This is a genomic window from Pseudoalteromonas prydzensis, from assembly GCF_011050055.1.
Classification (GTDB): Bacteria; Pseudomonadota; Gammaproteobacteria; order Enterobacterales; family Alteromonadaceae; genus Pseudoalteromonas; species Pseudoalteromonas prydzensis_A.
This window is the reverse complement of record NZ_DRGM01000099.1, coordinates 56,542-71,493: the sequence shown is the minus strand read 5'-3', so window position 1 is coordinate 71,493 and position 14,952 is coordinate 56,542. Positions and strand designations below refer to the sequence as shown.

Genomic DNA, 14,952 nt, shown 5'->3' with positions numbered 1-14,952 from the left:
GTTAACCTCTTACTGGGATGTCTTGGGGATCGGGTAAGGGCAGTTCAATAATAAAACGCGAACCACTGCCAGAGCGGGCTGTATCAGCCTTAACCTTACCGCCATGAGCCGCAATCATACCACGGCAAATGGCTAAGCCCATACCAGTATTGTGCCGTTTACTATCACCATCGGCGACCACGTAAAACATATCAAATACTTTTTCTTGTAATTCTTCAGCAATGCCTGGACCATGATCTTCAATTTCAATGCGACACAGTCGGCCATCCTGATTCGCGGTAATGGTCACCGGCTCATCAATTGGGCTGTATTTTGCTGCGTTTTCCAAAATATTAAAAATCCCTTGCTCTAACAAAGCCGCATGAGCATACAGCAAAGGTAAGTTTTTTTGCTCTTGATAGTCCACTTCAATATCAGGAAATAAATATTTTAAGCGCTGTTTAGCACTGCCAATAATATCAGCAACCGGCACCCAATCGCGCTCTAATTTTAAGGTACCATGGCCTAAGCGAGTCATATCGAGCAAGTTTTCAATGTAACGATCAAGACGTCGGCTTTCATGTATGATGGTTTCAAGTAAATCTACTCTGTCTTGCGCTGATAGCTGTTTATCGAGTACTTTTAAGCTTTCTGCCGAGCCCATCATGGCAGACAAAGGTGAACGTAAATCATGAGACACTGAAGCTAGTAATGCCGAGCGAAGCTGTTCCATTTCCGCTTTGCGAGTCGATGCTTCAAGCTCATTATTAAGATGAATACGTTGCCACACATTAACCATTTGCTGTACAAAGGTACGGATCAAATTGTTATCTTGCTCTGTGATCACCTGTTGCTCTTTGGCAAACTTTAGCAATAGTACTGCAATCGATTTATTATCAGCTTGTATTGGAAATGCCGTCCAATCACTGGCATTTAAGGTATCGCTAAAACGACCCGCCATTTGCTTGTGGGCATAACACCAATCAACCATAGCTTGATCAAGTGACTGTAAAGGCTGCCCTAAACGAGGGCTGATCTGTTGCTGATGATGCTCAAAAACCACCACATGAGCTGGGCAGTCCAGTGCTTGCTGTAACTGCCCAGCCAAGGTTAGGCACAATTCATCGGCTTGATTGATCACCGTTAATTGCTGAGCAAAATCACGTTGCAGCTCAGTATAACGATTCGCCTCTTTTAATAATAAGAACTGTTGGCGAATACGCGATGCCGCAGGCCCACACACAACACCAATCACAAATAAAAACAGTAAGGTGGCAATATCATCATTTTTATTAACGAAAAAGGTGTAATACGGATCGGTAAGAAAAAAGTTAAAACTTAGAAATGACAATAAAGCGGTAAAAATCGCAGGCCGCGCGCCGTATTTTAAGCCACAAAATACCACAGCTAATACATACACCAGTACTAAGTTACCACTTTGCAACCAACTTGATAATGCAAGTGCAACCGCGCTGGCTACAGCAACCAAAAGTGAACCAAACAAATACCCGATTTTTTGGCCAAATGCCAGTGACGGAGCGGCTTCTGTTACGTACTTGTGCTGGCGTTTACTGGCTTGCCAAACCGACACTTCTATCGGTAAACCGCTATTGATTAATTGTTGATATAAGGGTTTACGCCATGGTTGCAAGCGCCGCTTAGTGCCCGCGCCCACTAACACGGTATTGATCCTATGTTCACTAATATAGGGTAAAATTGTTTGTATGCTGGAGGGACCACGTAATGTATCGGTTTCTGCTCCCAGCTCTTTTGCCAATGCAAAAGCCGATTGCAATCGTTTTTGCTCAAGCTGGTTATGTATTTTTCCGGTATCCACCCACACCACAATCCAAGGCGTGTGGCGTTTTTCTGCCATTTGTCGGCCAATACGAATAAGGTGTTCATGATCACGGCGATTCGAGATCAACACCAACACTTTATCTTGAATTAAATAATCGTTACTGCGCGCTTTGGCTTCTTGTTCATTTTTTAGTTGATCGTCAACATGCCCGATCACCCGCTTCATCGCCATTTCACGCAGTGCGGTTAACGTTTCTAATTGAAAAAACTGCTGTATCGCTTGTTCGGCATAGTCGCCAAGATACACTTGCCCTTGGGCTAAGCGGTCCAATAAATGATTAGGCGCTAAATCGACGAACACCAGTTGCTGAGCGCGATCAATAAACTGATCGGGAACGGTTTCTTTAACCCTAACACCACTGATCTGTAATACCAAATCGTTGAGGCTGGCAATATGCTGTACATTCATAGTGGTATACACATCAATGCCCGCTTCCAGCAATTCGGCGATATCTTGATAGCGCCTTTTATGGCGACTACCGGGAATATTGGTATGAGCGAGTTCATCGACCAAAATCAGTTGCGGTTTGGCTGCCAATGCGGCATCGAGATCAAATTCACTCAGTTGTTGATCGTGATAACTAATTTCACGTCGAGGTAAAATATCAAAGCCCTCGAGTAAACGTTGCGTCTCGGCTCTGCCGTGGGTTTCAATCAAACCTATTTTTACCGACGCGCCTTGTTGCATATATTCTCTGGCCGCATTAAGCATGGCACAGGTTTTTCCAACGCCAGGGGCGGCACCAATAAAAATTTTTAATTGCCCACCTTGATGTTGTTGCAAGCTTTTTAGTAGCGCATCGGCTTTTTGGTTACGAGGATCAACGGCCACGGCAGTTCCTTTTCAGTGGAATTAAAAACTTTTTGCTACACTTAATAGCAAACGGTTATCGCATATATCAGCGCAGGCATCATTGGCAATTGAATTGCCAACATAGCCAACTGACCAAGTTAGCCCTAGTTGCTCAGTCGACAGCGTCAGCCCCCAATCAGTATACCCTGAGCCATCCATCACTGGCGAGCCTAAAAAGGTTTTAAACTCTTGATCATTATCGAATTGATTGTACCCTAAATGCCAATTTAGCTGTAGCTCACTGGTTAATGTTTGTTGCCAATCAAGCGATAAATACCAAAATTTGCCCACATCGTTACCAAAATAACTATCACTCAGCGCTAAACCAAGTTGCCAATCTTGATAGTTTAACTTAGCGTAACCTTCCATGTAGTTATAGCCTGTCGTGTCATTATCACCTTCTGGGTAGCGATACTGTACTAGCCCCATATCTAAAGCCCAGTTTTCATCTAAAGCCCAATGACGACCCAGTGATAAATCCAGTTCCATACTGCCTTCACCAAAGCGAATATTTGACCCCCACGCACTGGCGTACCAACCATCCTGATGATTAATACTCACGCTACCTTGAATTGCAGGCCCCTGCTCAGTTTGCGAAATACCACGAAAATAATAATCAGATACCAAGGTTACAGAGCCTTCACTACTGAAAGGGGCCGCCACGACGCCAGCGCTGGTCATTACGGTTGCAGCCGTTACTAAAGAAAGTATAAAACGCATTATTGTTTTCCTATAAAAAAGCGGGAGAGAAACCGCTCTGTACTAAGACGAGAGCGGCAGTCGATTGTCCCGCATCACAATCGACTAACTAATTAATTTATAGAGGGTAATTGTTATCAAGTGCTAAATTTAATAGCAGCACATTAACCCGAGGCTGACCAAAAATGCCCCATTGTGCAGACTCGTTATATTGCGCAACCAATTGCGATACTTGTTCCGTACTGATCCCCCGAGCTTGCGCTACACGCTCCACCTGTAACGCCGCAGCGGCTGGGCTAATGTGAGGGTCTACGCCCGACCCTGAGCTGGCCAGCAAATCTACCGGTAACTGCTCAGGCTCAAGTTGATAAGTCGAAGCCAGTGCAGCGCTTTGCTGCGCCACTCTATCGCGTAACTCAGGGTTTGATGGCGCTAAATTACTGCCCCCCGTTGCCATAGGGTCATTATCAGCACTGCTTGGTCGACCATGAAAATACACGGTACTCGTAAATGGCTGGGAGACTAATGCCGATCCCATTGCTTTTCCTTCAACCATCACTAAACTGCCTGTTGCTTGAGTGGGAAATAACAGACCGCCAAGGCCAGTTATAATCGCCGCATAAAAGCCGCCGCAAATTACCAACATACTAACAGCCAAGCCGATTGCAGGACGCCACGGTGCCTGTCCAGAACTATGATGTAATCTATTCATGGTTAAAATACTCCGTTAAGTAGTAGGTCAATCACTTTAATAGCGATAAACGGCAGCGCAATCCCGCCCAGACCAAAGATCAACATATTGTTGCGTAGCAGCTTTTCTGCGCTGATAGGCTTAATTTTCACACCTTTTAATGCCAGTGGAATTAGGGCTGGAATAATCACTGCATTAAATATCAGTGCCGACAGCACAGCCATTTTCGGATCGGGTAACTGCATAATGTTTAACGCATTGATGCTTGGCATTGCACTGGCGAACACCGCAGGTACAATCACAAAGTATTTTGCTACATCGTTTGCTAATGAAAAGGTGGTTAATGCGCCACGGGTGATCAACATTTGTTTACCCACCGCAACAACAGCAAGTAATTTAGTGGGATCGGAATCTAAATCCACCATGTTACCCGCCTCTTTCGCAGCTTGCGTGCCTGAATTCATGGCTAAACCCACATCTGCTTGCGCCAGTGCAGGCGCATCATTCGTGCCATCGCCCACCATAGCTACGAGTCGACCTTGTGCTTGCTCTTTGCGGATCAGCTCAAGTTTATCTTCGGGCTTTGCCTCAGCCACAAAGTCATCCACCCCTGCCGCGGCCGCAATTGCACCAGCCGTGATAGGGTTATCACCGGTGATCATGACAGTACGTACGCCCAATGCTCTTAACTCAGCAAAGCGCTCGGCAACACCAGGTTTGATCACATCAGACAGTTGAATAACCCCTAAAATCCCTTTCTCGCTGGCAACCACCAAAGGGGTCGCACCTTGTTGTGCAACGCGCGTGACGATTGGATCTAAACTGCTTGGCACTGTGAGGTCACGTTGTTGCGCCCAATTTTTTACCGCATCGGTTGCCCCTTTTACCCAACATTCACCGCTTGCTAGTTGTATTGATGAAAGACGCGTTTGCGCACTGAATGGGGTAAATTCATCTTGCTCAGTTAACGTTGGAATGCGGTATTCACCTTGCTCAGCAAGCTGAACAATTGATTTTCCCTCTGGAGTGGGATCTTGCAATGAACTCCAAAGTGCACCAGCAACTAATTCACTTTCAGCAACACCTGAGACCGGCAGAAACGCCGTTGCTTGGCGATCACCAAAGGTAATCGTGCCTGTTTTATCAAGTAGTAAGGTGTCAATATCACCGGCAACTTCAACGGCTTTACCTGACTTTGCAATAACATTTTCAGCCAAAGCACGGTTCATACCCGCAATCCCAATCGCCGGTAACAAGCCTGCAATAGTGGTCGGAATTAAACACACCACCAGTGCAATTAACATTAACCAATCCAGCTCAATACCGACAAACCCCGCCATTGCCGGTAAAGTGGCAACAGCAATTAAAAACACTAAAGTCAGGGCAGCCAACAACACCGTTAAGGCGAGTTCATTAGGTGTTTTTTGACGGTTAGTGCCTTCAACTAGGCTGATCATTTTATCAAGAAAGCTGTGTCCTGATTCTGCGGTTACTTGCACTTTAATTGTGCCACTTAGCACTTTAGTACCGGCAATAACACCTGAATGATCGGTACCCGCTTCGCGAAGTACCGGTGCTGATTCACCGGTTAATGCCGATTCGTTGATAGTTGCTACACCGGTGACAATTTCACCGTCGGCTGGGATCAGCTCACCACTGTGAACCAAAACTATATCACCGGCTTTTAATTGACTTGCAGAAATCTGGCTTTGCGTTTTACCGTCTACTCGTAAAGCAGTTAAGTCTCGACGCGTTGCTTTTAAACTACTCGCTTGATCGCGTCCTCGAGCTTCGGCAATGGCCTCCGCAAAATTGGCAAACCACAGAGTAAAAAACAGCACTAAACTACTAGCCAGAGCAAACGCAATATTGTCACCGGCAACAAACTGTTGCACCGTCATAACCATAGCTAACAGGGTGGCCACCCACACGACTAGCATAACGGGGTTTTTAACCGCCAGTTTAGGATGAAGTTTGGCAAAAGCCTGCCAACTGGCTTGTGTTAATTTTGATGTATTATTCATTTTATTCACCTGCATACTGCTATTGCGCTAGCACCACAGCGGCTTGCTGTGATATCTCAAGAGCTTCACCAATCGGACCCAATACCATAGACGGTAGGAATGACAGGAAGTTAATAATCAGGATCACTGTAATTAAAGTGACAGCAAACGTGACGTTATACAGTGGTAAAGTACCGGCACTGGTAGGCACTTGACGCTTTTTCGCTAACGAACCAGCAATTAGTAGTGGAATAACCAAAGGGACATAACGGCCTAAGATTAGTACCACCACACAACTTAGATTCCACCATGTGGTGTCATCCCCTAGTCCTTCAAAACCAGAGCCATTGTTTGCAAAGGCAGAGGTGTACTCATAAAACACTTGGGCAACGCCATGTAAGCCTGGGTTGCTATTACCTGTTAATGTAGGAAATGCCACTGTGATAGCAGTAAAGGTTAAAATCACTGCACTTGGCAGCACTAAGAGCACGCCTAACCAACTGAGCTCACGCTTTTCCAACTTACGACCAAAAATTTCAGGAGTGCGGCCAATCATCAAGCCGGCAATAAATACCGCTAACCACACGTACACCAGAAAGTTCACAAAACCACATCCAATACCGCCCCAAATACCATTGATCAGCATCCCCGAGCGGGTAACAAGCCCGGCAATCGGATTAAGTGAATCATGCATGGCATTCACAGAGCCGTTAGAGGTTTGAGTCGTAAACGTGGCCCAGAGCGCTGATAAGTCAGTCCCAAGGCGGACTTCTTTACCCTCCATATTTCCGGCCTCTTGAGCTAACCCAGCAAAGGCGGCATTAGGCTGCTGCTCGCTGTAAACAGCGGCACCAATAAAGGCCAAGCTAAGCAATCCCATGACCGCAAGCGATAACAAGGTAAATTTTTGTCGGCGCAATAGGCCGCCGGCCATAAACACCACTGCCATCGGCACCAATACCAAGGCAATGGTTTGAATCGCGTTACTGACTGGGGTTGGGTTTTCTAAAGGATTACTACTGTTAGGGCCAAACCAGCCGCCGCCGTTAGTGCCTAATTGCTTGATTGAGACCATAGCCGCAACCGGCCCTAGTGGGATCGTTTGTTCGCTCAACGCTTGTTGTTGTTCAACCACGTCCACCGTTGGACTCGCCTGATAACTTGAAGGCACGCCTTGACTGGTTAGCGCAAGTGCAACAATCGCAGCCAGTGGCAGCATCAGTCTCAGCACTGCACGCACGGTATCTTGATAGTAATTACCTAAGTTACGCTCTTCACCTTCTTTTGCGGTTGTTGCATTACGGCCTCCTAACATGCCGCGTAATACCGCAACACAGACCGCCAATGCCATTGCCGGAGTAACAAACTGCAAGGTAAGAATTACAAAACCTTGGCTTAAATAACTCAGCTGAGCCTGCCCAGAATAGTGCTGTTGATTTGTATTGGTTAAAAACGAAACCGCCGTATGCAGCGCCAAGTCCCAATCTAATGCCTCGATATCATTAGGGTTAAGGGGCAATATATGCTGAAATTGCAACAGTAAATAGGCGATAATGCCGAGCACTAAATTACTTAACAAAAACGCGATACCGTAACTTTTCCATGTCATGCCATGACGTGGGTTAATACCCAGTAGTTTAAATATGCCATTTTCTATTGGCAAAAAAACCTTATCACTCCAGTGTGATCCCGCAGAGAATATACCGGTCATGTAACGACCCAATGGCCATGCTAACAGCACAGCTAATGTAAATATTAGTAGCACTTCCATCAGTGATTCCTTAAAACTTTTCAGGTGCCAACATGGCAACAATCAAAATGGCGCTTAACACGCCAAGTATTAATAACAATAACCAGCCCATAACGTTCCTTAGTGAGAAAACTTAAGGCTGTACAATAGGTGGGATCGGTGTAAATTTTCCAGATTGATAGTCGCCGAAGGCGTAAAGATTTCGTAAAAATGATACAACGCCGCGCAAAAAAGTAGCTGTAGAGGTTACAATTTAGCGACATTATTTAAGAGGTGAATTTGAATGAAAACCACACTGATGCTATTAGCTATCGCCGTTTGTTTACTGGGCTGTCAGCCAACAGAGCAAGTGCAGTCTTTTTCAGGCGCGGCGCAAGGCACGACTTATCATGTTCGTTACTGGAGCGAACAACCGATTAGTCAACCCGCTTTTCAGCGGGCAGTAGAGCAAGAGTTACAGCGTATAGACAGCTTAATGTCTAATTATCGTAATGATTCTGTTATCGAAAAATTTAATCAACAACACACAACAGATGCTATCAATGTGGGGCCTGAAATTGTCCAGCTCGTGACTATCGCAAAACAAATAAGTGAGGCTACATCAGGTTGTTACGATTTAACCATTGCCCCACTTTTTTCATTGTGGGGGTTTCGTGATCAACAGCTTACAATTCCCAGCGAGCAACAACGGGCACAACTTGCCCCACAGATTGGTCTCAACTTAGTTAATATCGTCGCAACTGAGCAACTTGCCAAAAGCCATCCTGCTGTTAGTATTGATTTATCATCAATCGCGCAAGGCTATTCAGTACAGCGTTTAGTGGATATTGCCAAACAGTATGGTATTAGCAATTACCTGATTGAAATTGGCGGTGAACTACAAACCCAAGGTAGCAAACCTGATGGCAGACACTGGCGTATCGCAATTGATAAGCCATTACCCCAGCAACAGCAACTACAAAAAATTGTTGACGTTATCAAGCCTGAGCCGCTCGCCATTATGACCTCGGGTACCTATCGGCATTATTATGATCAGGCAGGTAACCGTTATAGCCATATTATTGATGCACGTCGTTTAGCGCCGGTGTCGCATAGCACGGTGTCGGTTACTGTGTTTCATGATGATCTGAGCGAAGCCGATGCATGGTCAACGGCATTATTGTGCCTAGGCTCCGCAGCAGGTATGGATGTTGCTAAGCAATACGGGTTATCGGTATTATTTATTGATCAACATCAGGATACTTTTACTGAATACAGCTCAACAGCGTTGCAACATAACCGCGCCATTACCCTCACTCAGCCACAGTACCCCTAGCGATGAAAATGGCGAGCAAATTATGACGTTGCTCGCCAGTGTCAGTTATTTAGCGACTGCAAGCTCCGATTCTGCCTCGGCAAGCATGGCAAACTCTTCATCGGCACTTTTTGCCACTAAGTGCTTACTACTGTAAGCAAAGTAATAAATCGCCCCGATCACAAATAACACCATAGTAAACAAGAATGCGCGAGGATCAAACGCGTACACCCCCGTTAAAGCCACCAAGGATAAGACCAGCGCGATTGCCGACGTTACCACGCCACCGGGCGTTTTATAAGGACGTGCGAGTTCAGGCTGTTTAATGCGCAGCAAAATATGGCTCAATGCCATTAACGCGTAAGAGACCGTAGCACCTACCACGGCCATCGCCAGCATTAAGTCACCTTCACCACTTAATGATGCTAAGAAGCCAAAAATACCCGGCACAATTAGGGCACGCGCAGGCACTTTACGGTCACTGGTGATTGACAAGCTTTTGGGCAAATAACCCGCTCTTGATAATGCAAATACTAACCGGCTATAGCCATAGATAATCGAAAAGAACGACGCCACTAAGCCAGCTAAACCTAATATATTAACGAGTGTGGCTAAACTTGTATTACCCGTTACATTTAGCGCATCAACTAACGGCACGGCACTGGCTCCCATTGCACTGGCACCACCGGCACCGGGGATCAATACTACGACTAACAGAGCGGTAAACAATAAAAACACCATAGCGCCTATAATCCCTTTTGGCACATCTTTAGCGGGATCTTTGGCTTCTTCTGCCGCTAATGGTACGCCTTCCACGGCCAAAAATAACCACATTGCAAACGGCAAGGCTGCCCACACTCCATACCAGCCAAATGGTAAGAACTCGGAGGCTCCTGCAGCATCGGTGATAGCAATATCAAATAATTGCGACGCATCAAAATGTGTAAACAATGCGATCGCAGTGGCTATAATGGCAAAAACCGCTAAGCCACTTATCACCATCATCACTTTTAATGCTTCACCCACTCCCGCTAAATGAATACTGATAAATACAATATAAAACAGCGCATACACCCAAGGGCCATTAAACCCTAACAATGCCTCTACCGCAGAGCCGATAAAAATAACAATCGCAGCAGGTGCTAATGCATACTCGATTAACACTGCCAAGCCGGTCAGATAACCACCAGCAGGGCCCATTGCCTGGCGCGCAAAGCTATAGCCACCACCCGATGCAGGAATGGCCGCCGACATTTCTGCCAATGACAAAACCAAGGTTAAATACATCACCGCCATTAATACTGTGGCTACAGCAAAACCGCCCCAACCTGCTTCTGCAATACCAAAGTTCCAACCCGCAAAATCACCCGAAATAACATACGATACTCCTAGTCCCGCCAGCAAAATCCAACCCGCGGAGCCCCGTTTTAACTGCCTTTTTGCAAGGTACTCTTTATTATCTGACATTATCTTCTCCTGCTCTTTATTGTTGTAATTAAATGATGTTTTTGTTGTTGATTATTCTGATAGTAAAAAGTTTGTTGGTTGCGTTTGATGTTCTATCACATCATCTTGGCTGCGATCTTTTAATCCCACCCCTGACAGATTTAAACGCTGCGCTTCTTGTAAAAGATATACAGTACGTTGTGCGGCGTCCTGATATGACAGCCCCGCAGGACGAATATTAGAGATACAATTACGACAAGCATCATTCAGCCCTGTTTTTGGCTGCCAAGTTAAATACAAACCTAAACTATCTGGCGAACTTAAGCCTGGCCGTTCACCAATTAATACCAGCACCACCTTGGCGTTAAGGAGCTCGCCAATATCGTCGCCTATCGCCACTCTCCCTTGCTCCACTAAGCTGATCGGTGCTAAACGCCATGGCTCTGGTTGTTCATCCAGTATGGTCAGTAACTGAGCAAGAAAAGGATGGGCATTTTTTTGCACAGCTAAAGACGATAAACCATCCACAATAACGATTGCGATATCATGATGAGACTCAGTAGCTGTGGCCGCTTTACTCATAAAATTGCTTAACTGATCGCGTGATGCTTGATCCAGCTTGCGGCCTAAATCAGGGCGTTGTAAATAATGATTGCGATCCACGGCTTGGCTATGTAAATGCAGTGGTGACGCGCAAAAATCCTTTAGCTGTTCGCTTAACGCAGCTAAATCCAAAGGAAAACTCACCGCATCTCGTGCTTGTGCATGGGAGAGTTGAAACGCCAACATTTCAGCCGTCGGAAGACTGATCCCAGCGCGCCCTAAACCAATCCGTGCATCGGTAAAGCTGCGTAGTTGTCGCCATGGGTTATGCACCACTTTGCCATTCTCTTGATGTTGTTGCGGTGTTTGCTGCGCCGTTTTGGGTGATGAGTTTTTCATGGCTGTCCACCACTTAATGTTTTTAAAGAACGCGCAAATTGCGACGGTAGCGTGTCAGACAAAATATGCTGCTGGGTATCTGTCATAATGTTCATTTTTGCCAGCCAAAGTTCAAACTCTGGTGCAGGGCGCAAACCTAATACCCGCCTTGCATACAATGCATCATGAAATGAGGTGGTTTGGTAATTAAGCATAATGTCGTCAGATCCGGGGATCCCCATTACAAACGAACACCCCGCTACACCGAGTAAGGTCAGTAAGTTGTCCATATCATTTTGATCTGCCTCAGCATGGTTGGTGTAGCACACATCACAGCCCATCGGCACACCGAGTAATTTGGCACAAAAATGATCTTCAAGCCCTGCTCGAGTAATTTCTTTGCCATCAAATAGATATTCCGGGCCAATAAAACCCACCACCGTATTGACCAGTAACGGCTTAAACTTGCGCGCTACGGCATAAGCACGGGTTTCGCAGGTTTGCTGATCAAGCCCATGATGGGCATTTGCTGATAACGAACTGCCCTGCCCCGTTTCAAAATACATCACGTTATTGCCTACCGTTCCGCGTTTTAAACTCAGTGCGGCATCTTGCGCCTCAGCTAGGGTATTTAAATTAAACCCAAAGCTTGAGTTAGTGGCCTCAGTGCCGCCAATTGACTGAAACACTAAATCAACCGGCGCACCGGCATTAATACATTCAATGGTGTTAGTTACATGGGTGAGAACACAGCTTTGAGTTGGTATTTGGTATTTTACAATCACATCATCCATTAACTGCATTAGCTTAATCGCTTGGGCAACATTATCTGTAGCGGGATTAATACCAATCACTGCATCACCACTGCCATACAGCAGTCCATCTAAAATACTCGCGGCAATGCCGTTAACATTATCGGTTGGGTGATTTGGCTGTAAGCGTGTTGATAAGTGGCCTGGCAAGCCAATGGTGTTTCTAAATGCAGTCGTGACATGGCACTTTTTGGCAACTAAAATCAGATCTTGATTGCGCATTATTTTGCTAACAGCAGCGGCCATTTCGGGGGTAATACCCGCTCTGATTGTCGCTAAAACATGGCTTGTTGCGTGATCACTTAGCAACCAATTACGAAAATCCCCTACCGTTAAATGCGCGATTGCTGCAAATGCGTTAGTGTCATGTTCATCGATTATTAGCCGAGTAATTTCATCGTCTTCATAGGGGATCAATGCCTCGTTTAAAAAGGTTTTTAAAGGCACTTCCGCCAGTGTCATTTGCGCCACGGCGCGCTCTTCAGCAGAGCTGGCAATTACGCCTGCCAAGCTATCACCAGAGCGCTGCGGGGTTGCTTTTGCCATCAGTTGAGCCAAGTTTTTAAATTGATAGCGTCGATGACCTAACGTATAACTGTACAATTGACCCATAAACTTACCTTGTTGAGATAATGTGTGTTAAAAAGGATGAGCATAGCTATTGCTTATAAGGCAATAAAAAGCAGTGCAAAACTAATTCGATTCACATTTAAACGTAGCTTATAACGTACCAAGTACCTATCAAGTTTTGGCAAATCTTATTTAGTTATTAAAAATCAAAAAACTATAAAAGGTACATGCGTCAATTAGGTCACTTACGAGTGTGCAGCCAGAGGTATTATAGACAATAATGCAACATAACTTAGCAGCTGATGCACCGATTAAGTGCACTACCCAAACCACTGATGTCGACCAACAAGCCGACAATTTAAGCAATTGGCAGCAAGAATATGATCAAGTCAGTAATGGCAGCTTTTATGGCTGTATTGAAGAAATTGCTTACGATGATTTACAAGTATTTAAAGAGTACACACACCGCGCTTTGCGTCAGCAGTGTCAAGTATGGCCTAATTCACTGTGGCTTGGCATTCCGGCGCAAACCAGCAACAGTAAAATAAATGGCCTGACTATCGATAGTAATCAGCTTATGTGCCGCCCCAGTGCCTGTGACTTTGAGCTGGTTACACCAGAGCAGTTTAATATTTATGGCATGGTAGTTAACCAAGATACTTTACGCCATATAGCGCAGTGCCAAGGTATATCACTAATAGGGCTTTGCCAGCATGAGTCGCCACGCATTACGACGTCAGCAGCGCATCTTGAACAAGCGCGCAATGGCATAGCACAGCTTATTAAAAATAACTCGGCAGTAAACACACACATACAACATGAAATGCTGTTCAACCTAATACTTACTTTATTGCAATCACCACAGCCCAAGCAAAAAGTATCGCCCAGTTATCAACATCGCAAAGCAGTAGTCGAGCGTGTAAAAGACTACATAAACGCGCACCCTCACGACGTTATCACCATGACGCAATTATGCGAACTGAGTCATGTTAGTCGTCGTACTTTGCAATACAGTTTTGAGAGTATTTTAGGGATTAATCCACTGCGCTTTTTGCGTATCACTCGGCTTAACCAGGTTAGGCGCGAGCTAAGCGATCCACAATTGCACAAACCGGTATCGGTGATCGCAGCAAATTGGGGGTTTGGCCACCCAGGTCAATTTGCCAAAGACTATAAACAGCTATTTGGTGAAAACCCATCGGCAACGGCAAAACGCAGAGACCGTTAATAATAGTGCTTACTGTAGTTATTAATAATCGTTTGAATACGTTGTTTGCTATTGATGATAGCCAAATTAATGGCGTTCAATTCATCATCACTCAGTGTGTTTTTGCTTAGCATAAAATGCACCGGGTTATCATTAATAATATATGGGTGCACATTGATGCCTTTGATATTCTCGTTATGGACTAAGTATAAACCCGCCAGCTCATCGTCAATAAAAAAATCAATTCGTTTCGCCACCAGCATATCTAAACGCTGTCTCAGTAAAGGTACAGAAACAATTAAATCATTGTATTGGTCATTATCACTGAATCTGGCAAACTCCTCACCATAATAGCTACCGCTGTTAACCACTATTATTTGTTGATTGGTAAACAACCCTGCTAAGTCTTGCTCTAACAAAGCCTGATTGGGATACCAAAATAAACGCATCACTTCACGTCGATAAGGTTCAGAAAAATGGCTAAAACGGGTTCGTTGTGCGGTATAACTTGCTGCAGGTAATAAGTCTACGCGGCCTTTTTCAAGTTCGACAAAAGCCCGATTCGACGATGGAAAGCGAATAAACTGACTACAAAACCCAGCCTCTTGCAATACCAGCTTCACAATATCGATATCAATTCCAGCTAACTGACTCTGAGCATTAAAAATATAAGGCGGCCATAACTGACTAGTGCCAACTTTAAGGGTTCGCTCACAGGCTAACGTCATCCCGCTGAGCGTCAATAATAACCCAAACAATAACTGCATATACTTCATTAAATTGACCTCTATTACGCAGTTCTAAGTATGGATCATAGAATTTAAAACACAAAAAAAGCAGCCTAATTGCTGCTTTTGTTTGTAATAA

At 45.1% G+C, this 14,952-nt stretch carries 11 protein-coding genes; 2 read left to right on the top strand and 9 right to left on the bottom strand.

The genetic code is table 11. The annotated features are described in order from the left end of the window. Nucleotide 1: 1 nt before the first annotated feature. The 5 genes from ENH88_RS09275 to kdpA form a co-directional block, all read right to left on the bottom strand. Entirely contained in the window at nt 2–2,671 is a 2,670-nt protein-coding gene (locus ENH88_RS09275; protein WP_304181902.1) for a sensor histidine kinase, read from the bottom strand. Nucleotides 2,672–2,692: 21 nt separating this feature from the next. Next, nucleotides 2,693–3,412: a TorF family putative porin gene (locus tag ENH88_RS09270; protein ID WP_304181900.1), complete on the bottom strand. Its 720-nt coding sequence runs from the start codon at nt 3,410–3,412 to the stop codon at nt 2,693–2,695. 97 nt (nt 3,413–3,509) lie between these two features. After that, nucleotides 3,510–4,103: a potassium-transporting ATPase subunit KdpC gene (gene kdpC / locus ENH88_RS09265; RefSeq protein ID WP_304181896.1), complete on the bottom strand. Its 594-nt coding sequence runs from the start codon at nt 4,101–4,103 to the stop codon at nt 3,510–3,512. 2 nt (nt 4,104–4,105) lie between these two features. Then, complete coding sequence (kdpB, locus tag ENH88_RS09260) at nt 4,106–6,106, bottom strand: potassium-transporting ATPase subunit KdpB (protein ID WP_304181894.1); 2,001 nt, start codon at nt 6,104–6,106, stop codon at nt 4,106–4,108. 19 nt (nt 6,107–6,125) lie between these two features. Continuing rightward, entirely contained in the window at nt 6,126–7,856 is a 1,731-nt protein-coding gene (kdpA, locus tag ENH88_RS09255; protein ID WP_304181892.1) for a potassium-transporting ATPase subunit KdpA, read from the bottom strand. Between the two features lie 262 nt (nt 7,857–8,118). On the opposite strand from kdpA, the gene ENH88_RS09250 reads away from it, so the two are divergent. Beyond that, nucleotides 8,119–9,150, top strand: coding sequence for an FAD:protein FMN transferase (locus tag ENH88_RS09250; RefSeq protein ID WP_304181890.1), 1,032 nt, complete (start codon nt 8,119–8,121; stop codon nt 9,148–9,150). A gap of 45 nt (nt 9,151–9,195) precedes the next feature. On the opposite strand, the gene eat is transcribed toward ENH88_RS09250, so the two are convergent. From eat to ENH88_RS09235, 3 genes are read right to left on the bottom strand one after another with little or no spacing between them, the layout of a single operon-like run. Continuing rightward, nucleotides 9,196–10,596 carry an ethanolamine permease gene (gene eat / locus ENH88_RS09245; RefSeq protein WP_304181888.1) on the bottom strand — a complete coding sequence of 467 codons (1,401 nt, stop codon included), beginning with the start codon at nt 10,594–10,596 and terminating at the stop codon, nt 9,196–9,198. Between the two features lie 51 nt (nt 10,597–10,647). After that, a complete protein-coding gene (gene eutC / locus ENH88_RS09240) occupies nt 10,648–11,517 on the bottom strand; it encodes an ethanolamine ammonia-lyase subunit EutC (protein WP_304181885.1) in 870 nt (289 codons plus the stop codon). After that, nucleotides 11,514–12,920, bottom strand: coding sequence for an ethanolamine ammonia-lyase subunit EutB (locus ENH88_RS09235; RefSeq protein ID WP_304181884.1), 1,407 nt, complete (start codon nt 12,918–12,920; stop codon nt 11,514–11,516). The genes eutC and ENH88_RS09235 overlap by 4 nt, the downstream gene beginning before the upstream one ends. A gap of 238 nt (nt 12,921–13,158) precedes the next feature. Here ENH88_RS09235 and ENH88_RS09230 point away from each other — a divergent pair, with 238 nt between their 5' ends. Then, nucleotides 13,159–14,106 carry a helix-turn-helix domain-containing protein gene (locus tag ENH88_RS09230; protein WP_304181881.1) on the top strand — a complete coding sequence of 316 codons (948 nt, stop codon included), beginning with the start codon at nt 13,159–13,161 and terminating at the stop codon, nt 14,104–14,106. Here the strand turns inward: ENH88_RS09230 and ENH88_RS09225 are convergent. Then, entirely contained in the window at nt 14,103–14,861 is a 759-nt protein-coding gene (locus ENH88_RS09225; protein WP_304181879.1) for a substrate-binding periplasmic protein, read from the bottom strand. The genes ENH88_RS09230 and ENH88_RS09225 overlap by 4 nt on opposite strands. Nucleotides 14,862–14,952 lie beyond the last annotated feature (91 nt).

Coding starts and splice junctions, on each gene's coding strand:
- ENH88_RS09270 (WP_304181900.1), bottom strand. CDS start 3,412: ATGCGTTTTATACTTTCTTTAGTAACGGCTGCAACCGTAATGACCAGC.
- kdpC (WP_304181896.1), bottom strand. CDS start 4,103: ATGAATAGATTACATCATAGTTCTGGACAGGCACCGTGGCGTCCTGCA.
- kdpB (WP_304181894.1), bottom strand. CDS start 6,106: ATGAATAATACATCAAAATTAACACAAGCCAGTTGGCAGGCTTTTGCC.
- kdpA (WP_304181892.1), bottom strand. CDS start 7,856: ATGGAAGTGCTACTAATATTTACATTAGCTGTGCTGTTAGCATGGCCA.
- ENH88_RS09250 (WP_304181890.1), top strand. CDS start 8,119: ATGAAAACCACACTGATGCTATTAGCTATCGCCGTTTGTTTACTGGGC.
- eat (WP_304181888.1), bottom strand. CDS start 10,596: ATGTCAGATAATAAAGAGTACCTTGCAAAAAGGCAGTTAAAACGGGGC.
- eutC (WP_304181885.1), bottom strand. CDS start 11,517: ATGAAAAACTCATCACCCAAAACGGCGCAGCAAACACCGCAACAACAT.
- ENH88_RS09235 (WP_304181884.1), bottom strand. CDS start 12,920: ATGGGTCAATTGTACAGTTATACGTTAGGTCATCGACGCTATCAATTT.
- ENH88_RS09230 (WP_304181881.1), top strand. CDS start 13,159: ATGCAACATAACTTAGCAGCTGATGCACCGATTAAGTGCACTACCCAA.
- ENH88_RS09225 (WP_304181879.1), bottom strand. CDS start 14,861: ATGAAGTATATGCAGTTATTGTTTGGGTTATTATTGACGCTCAGCGGG.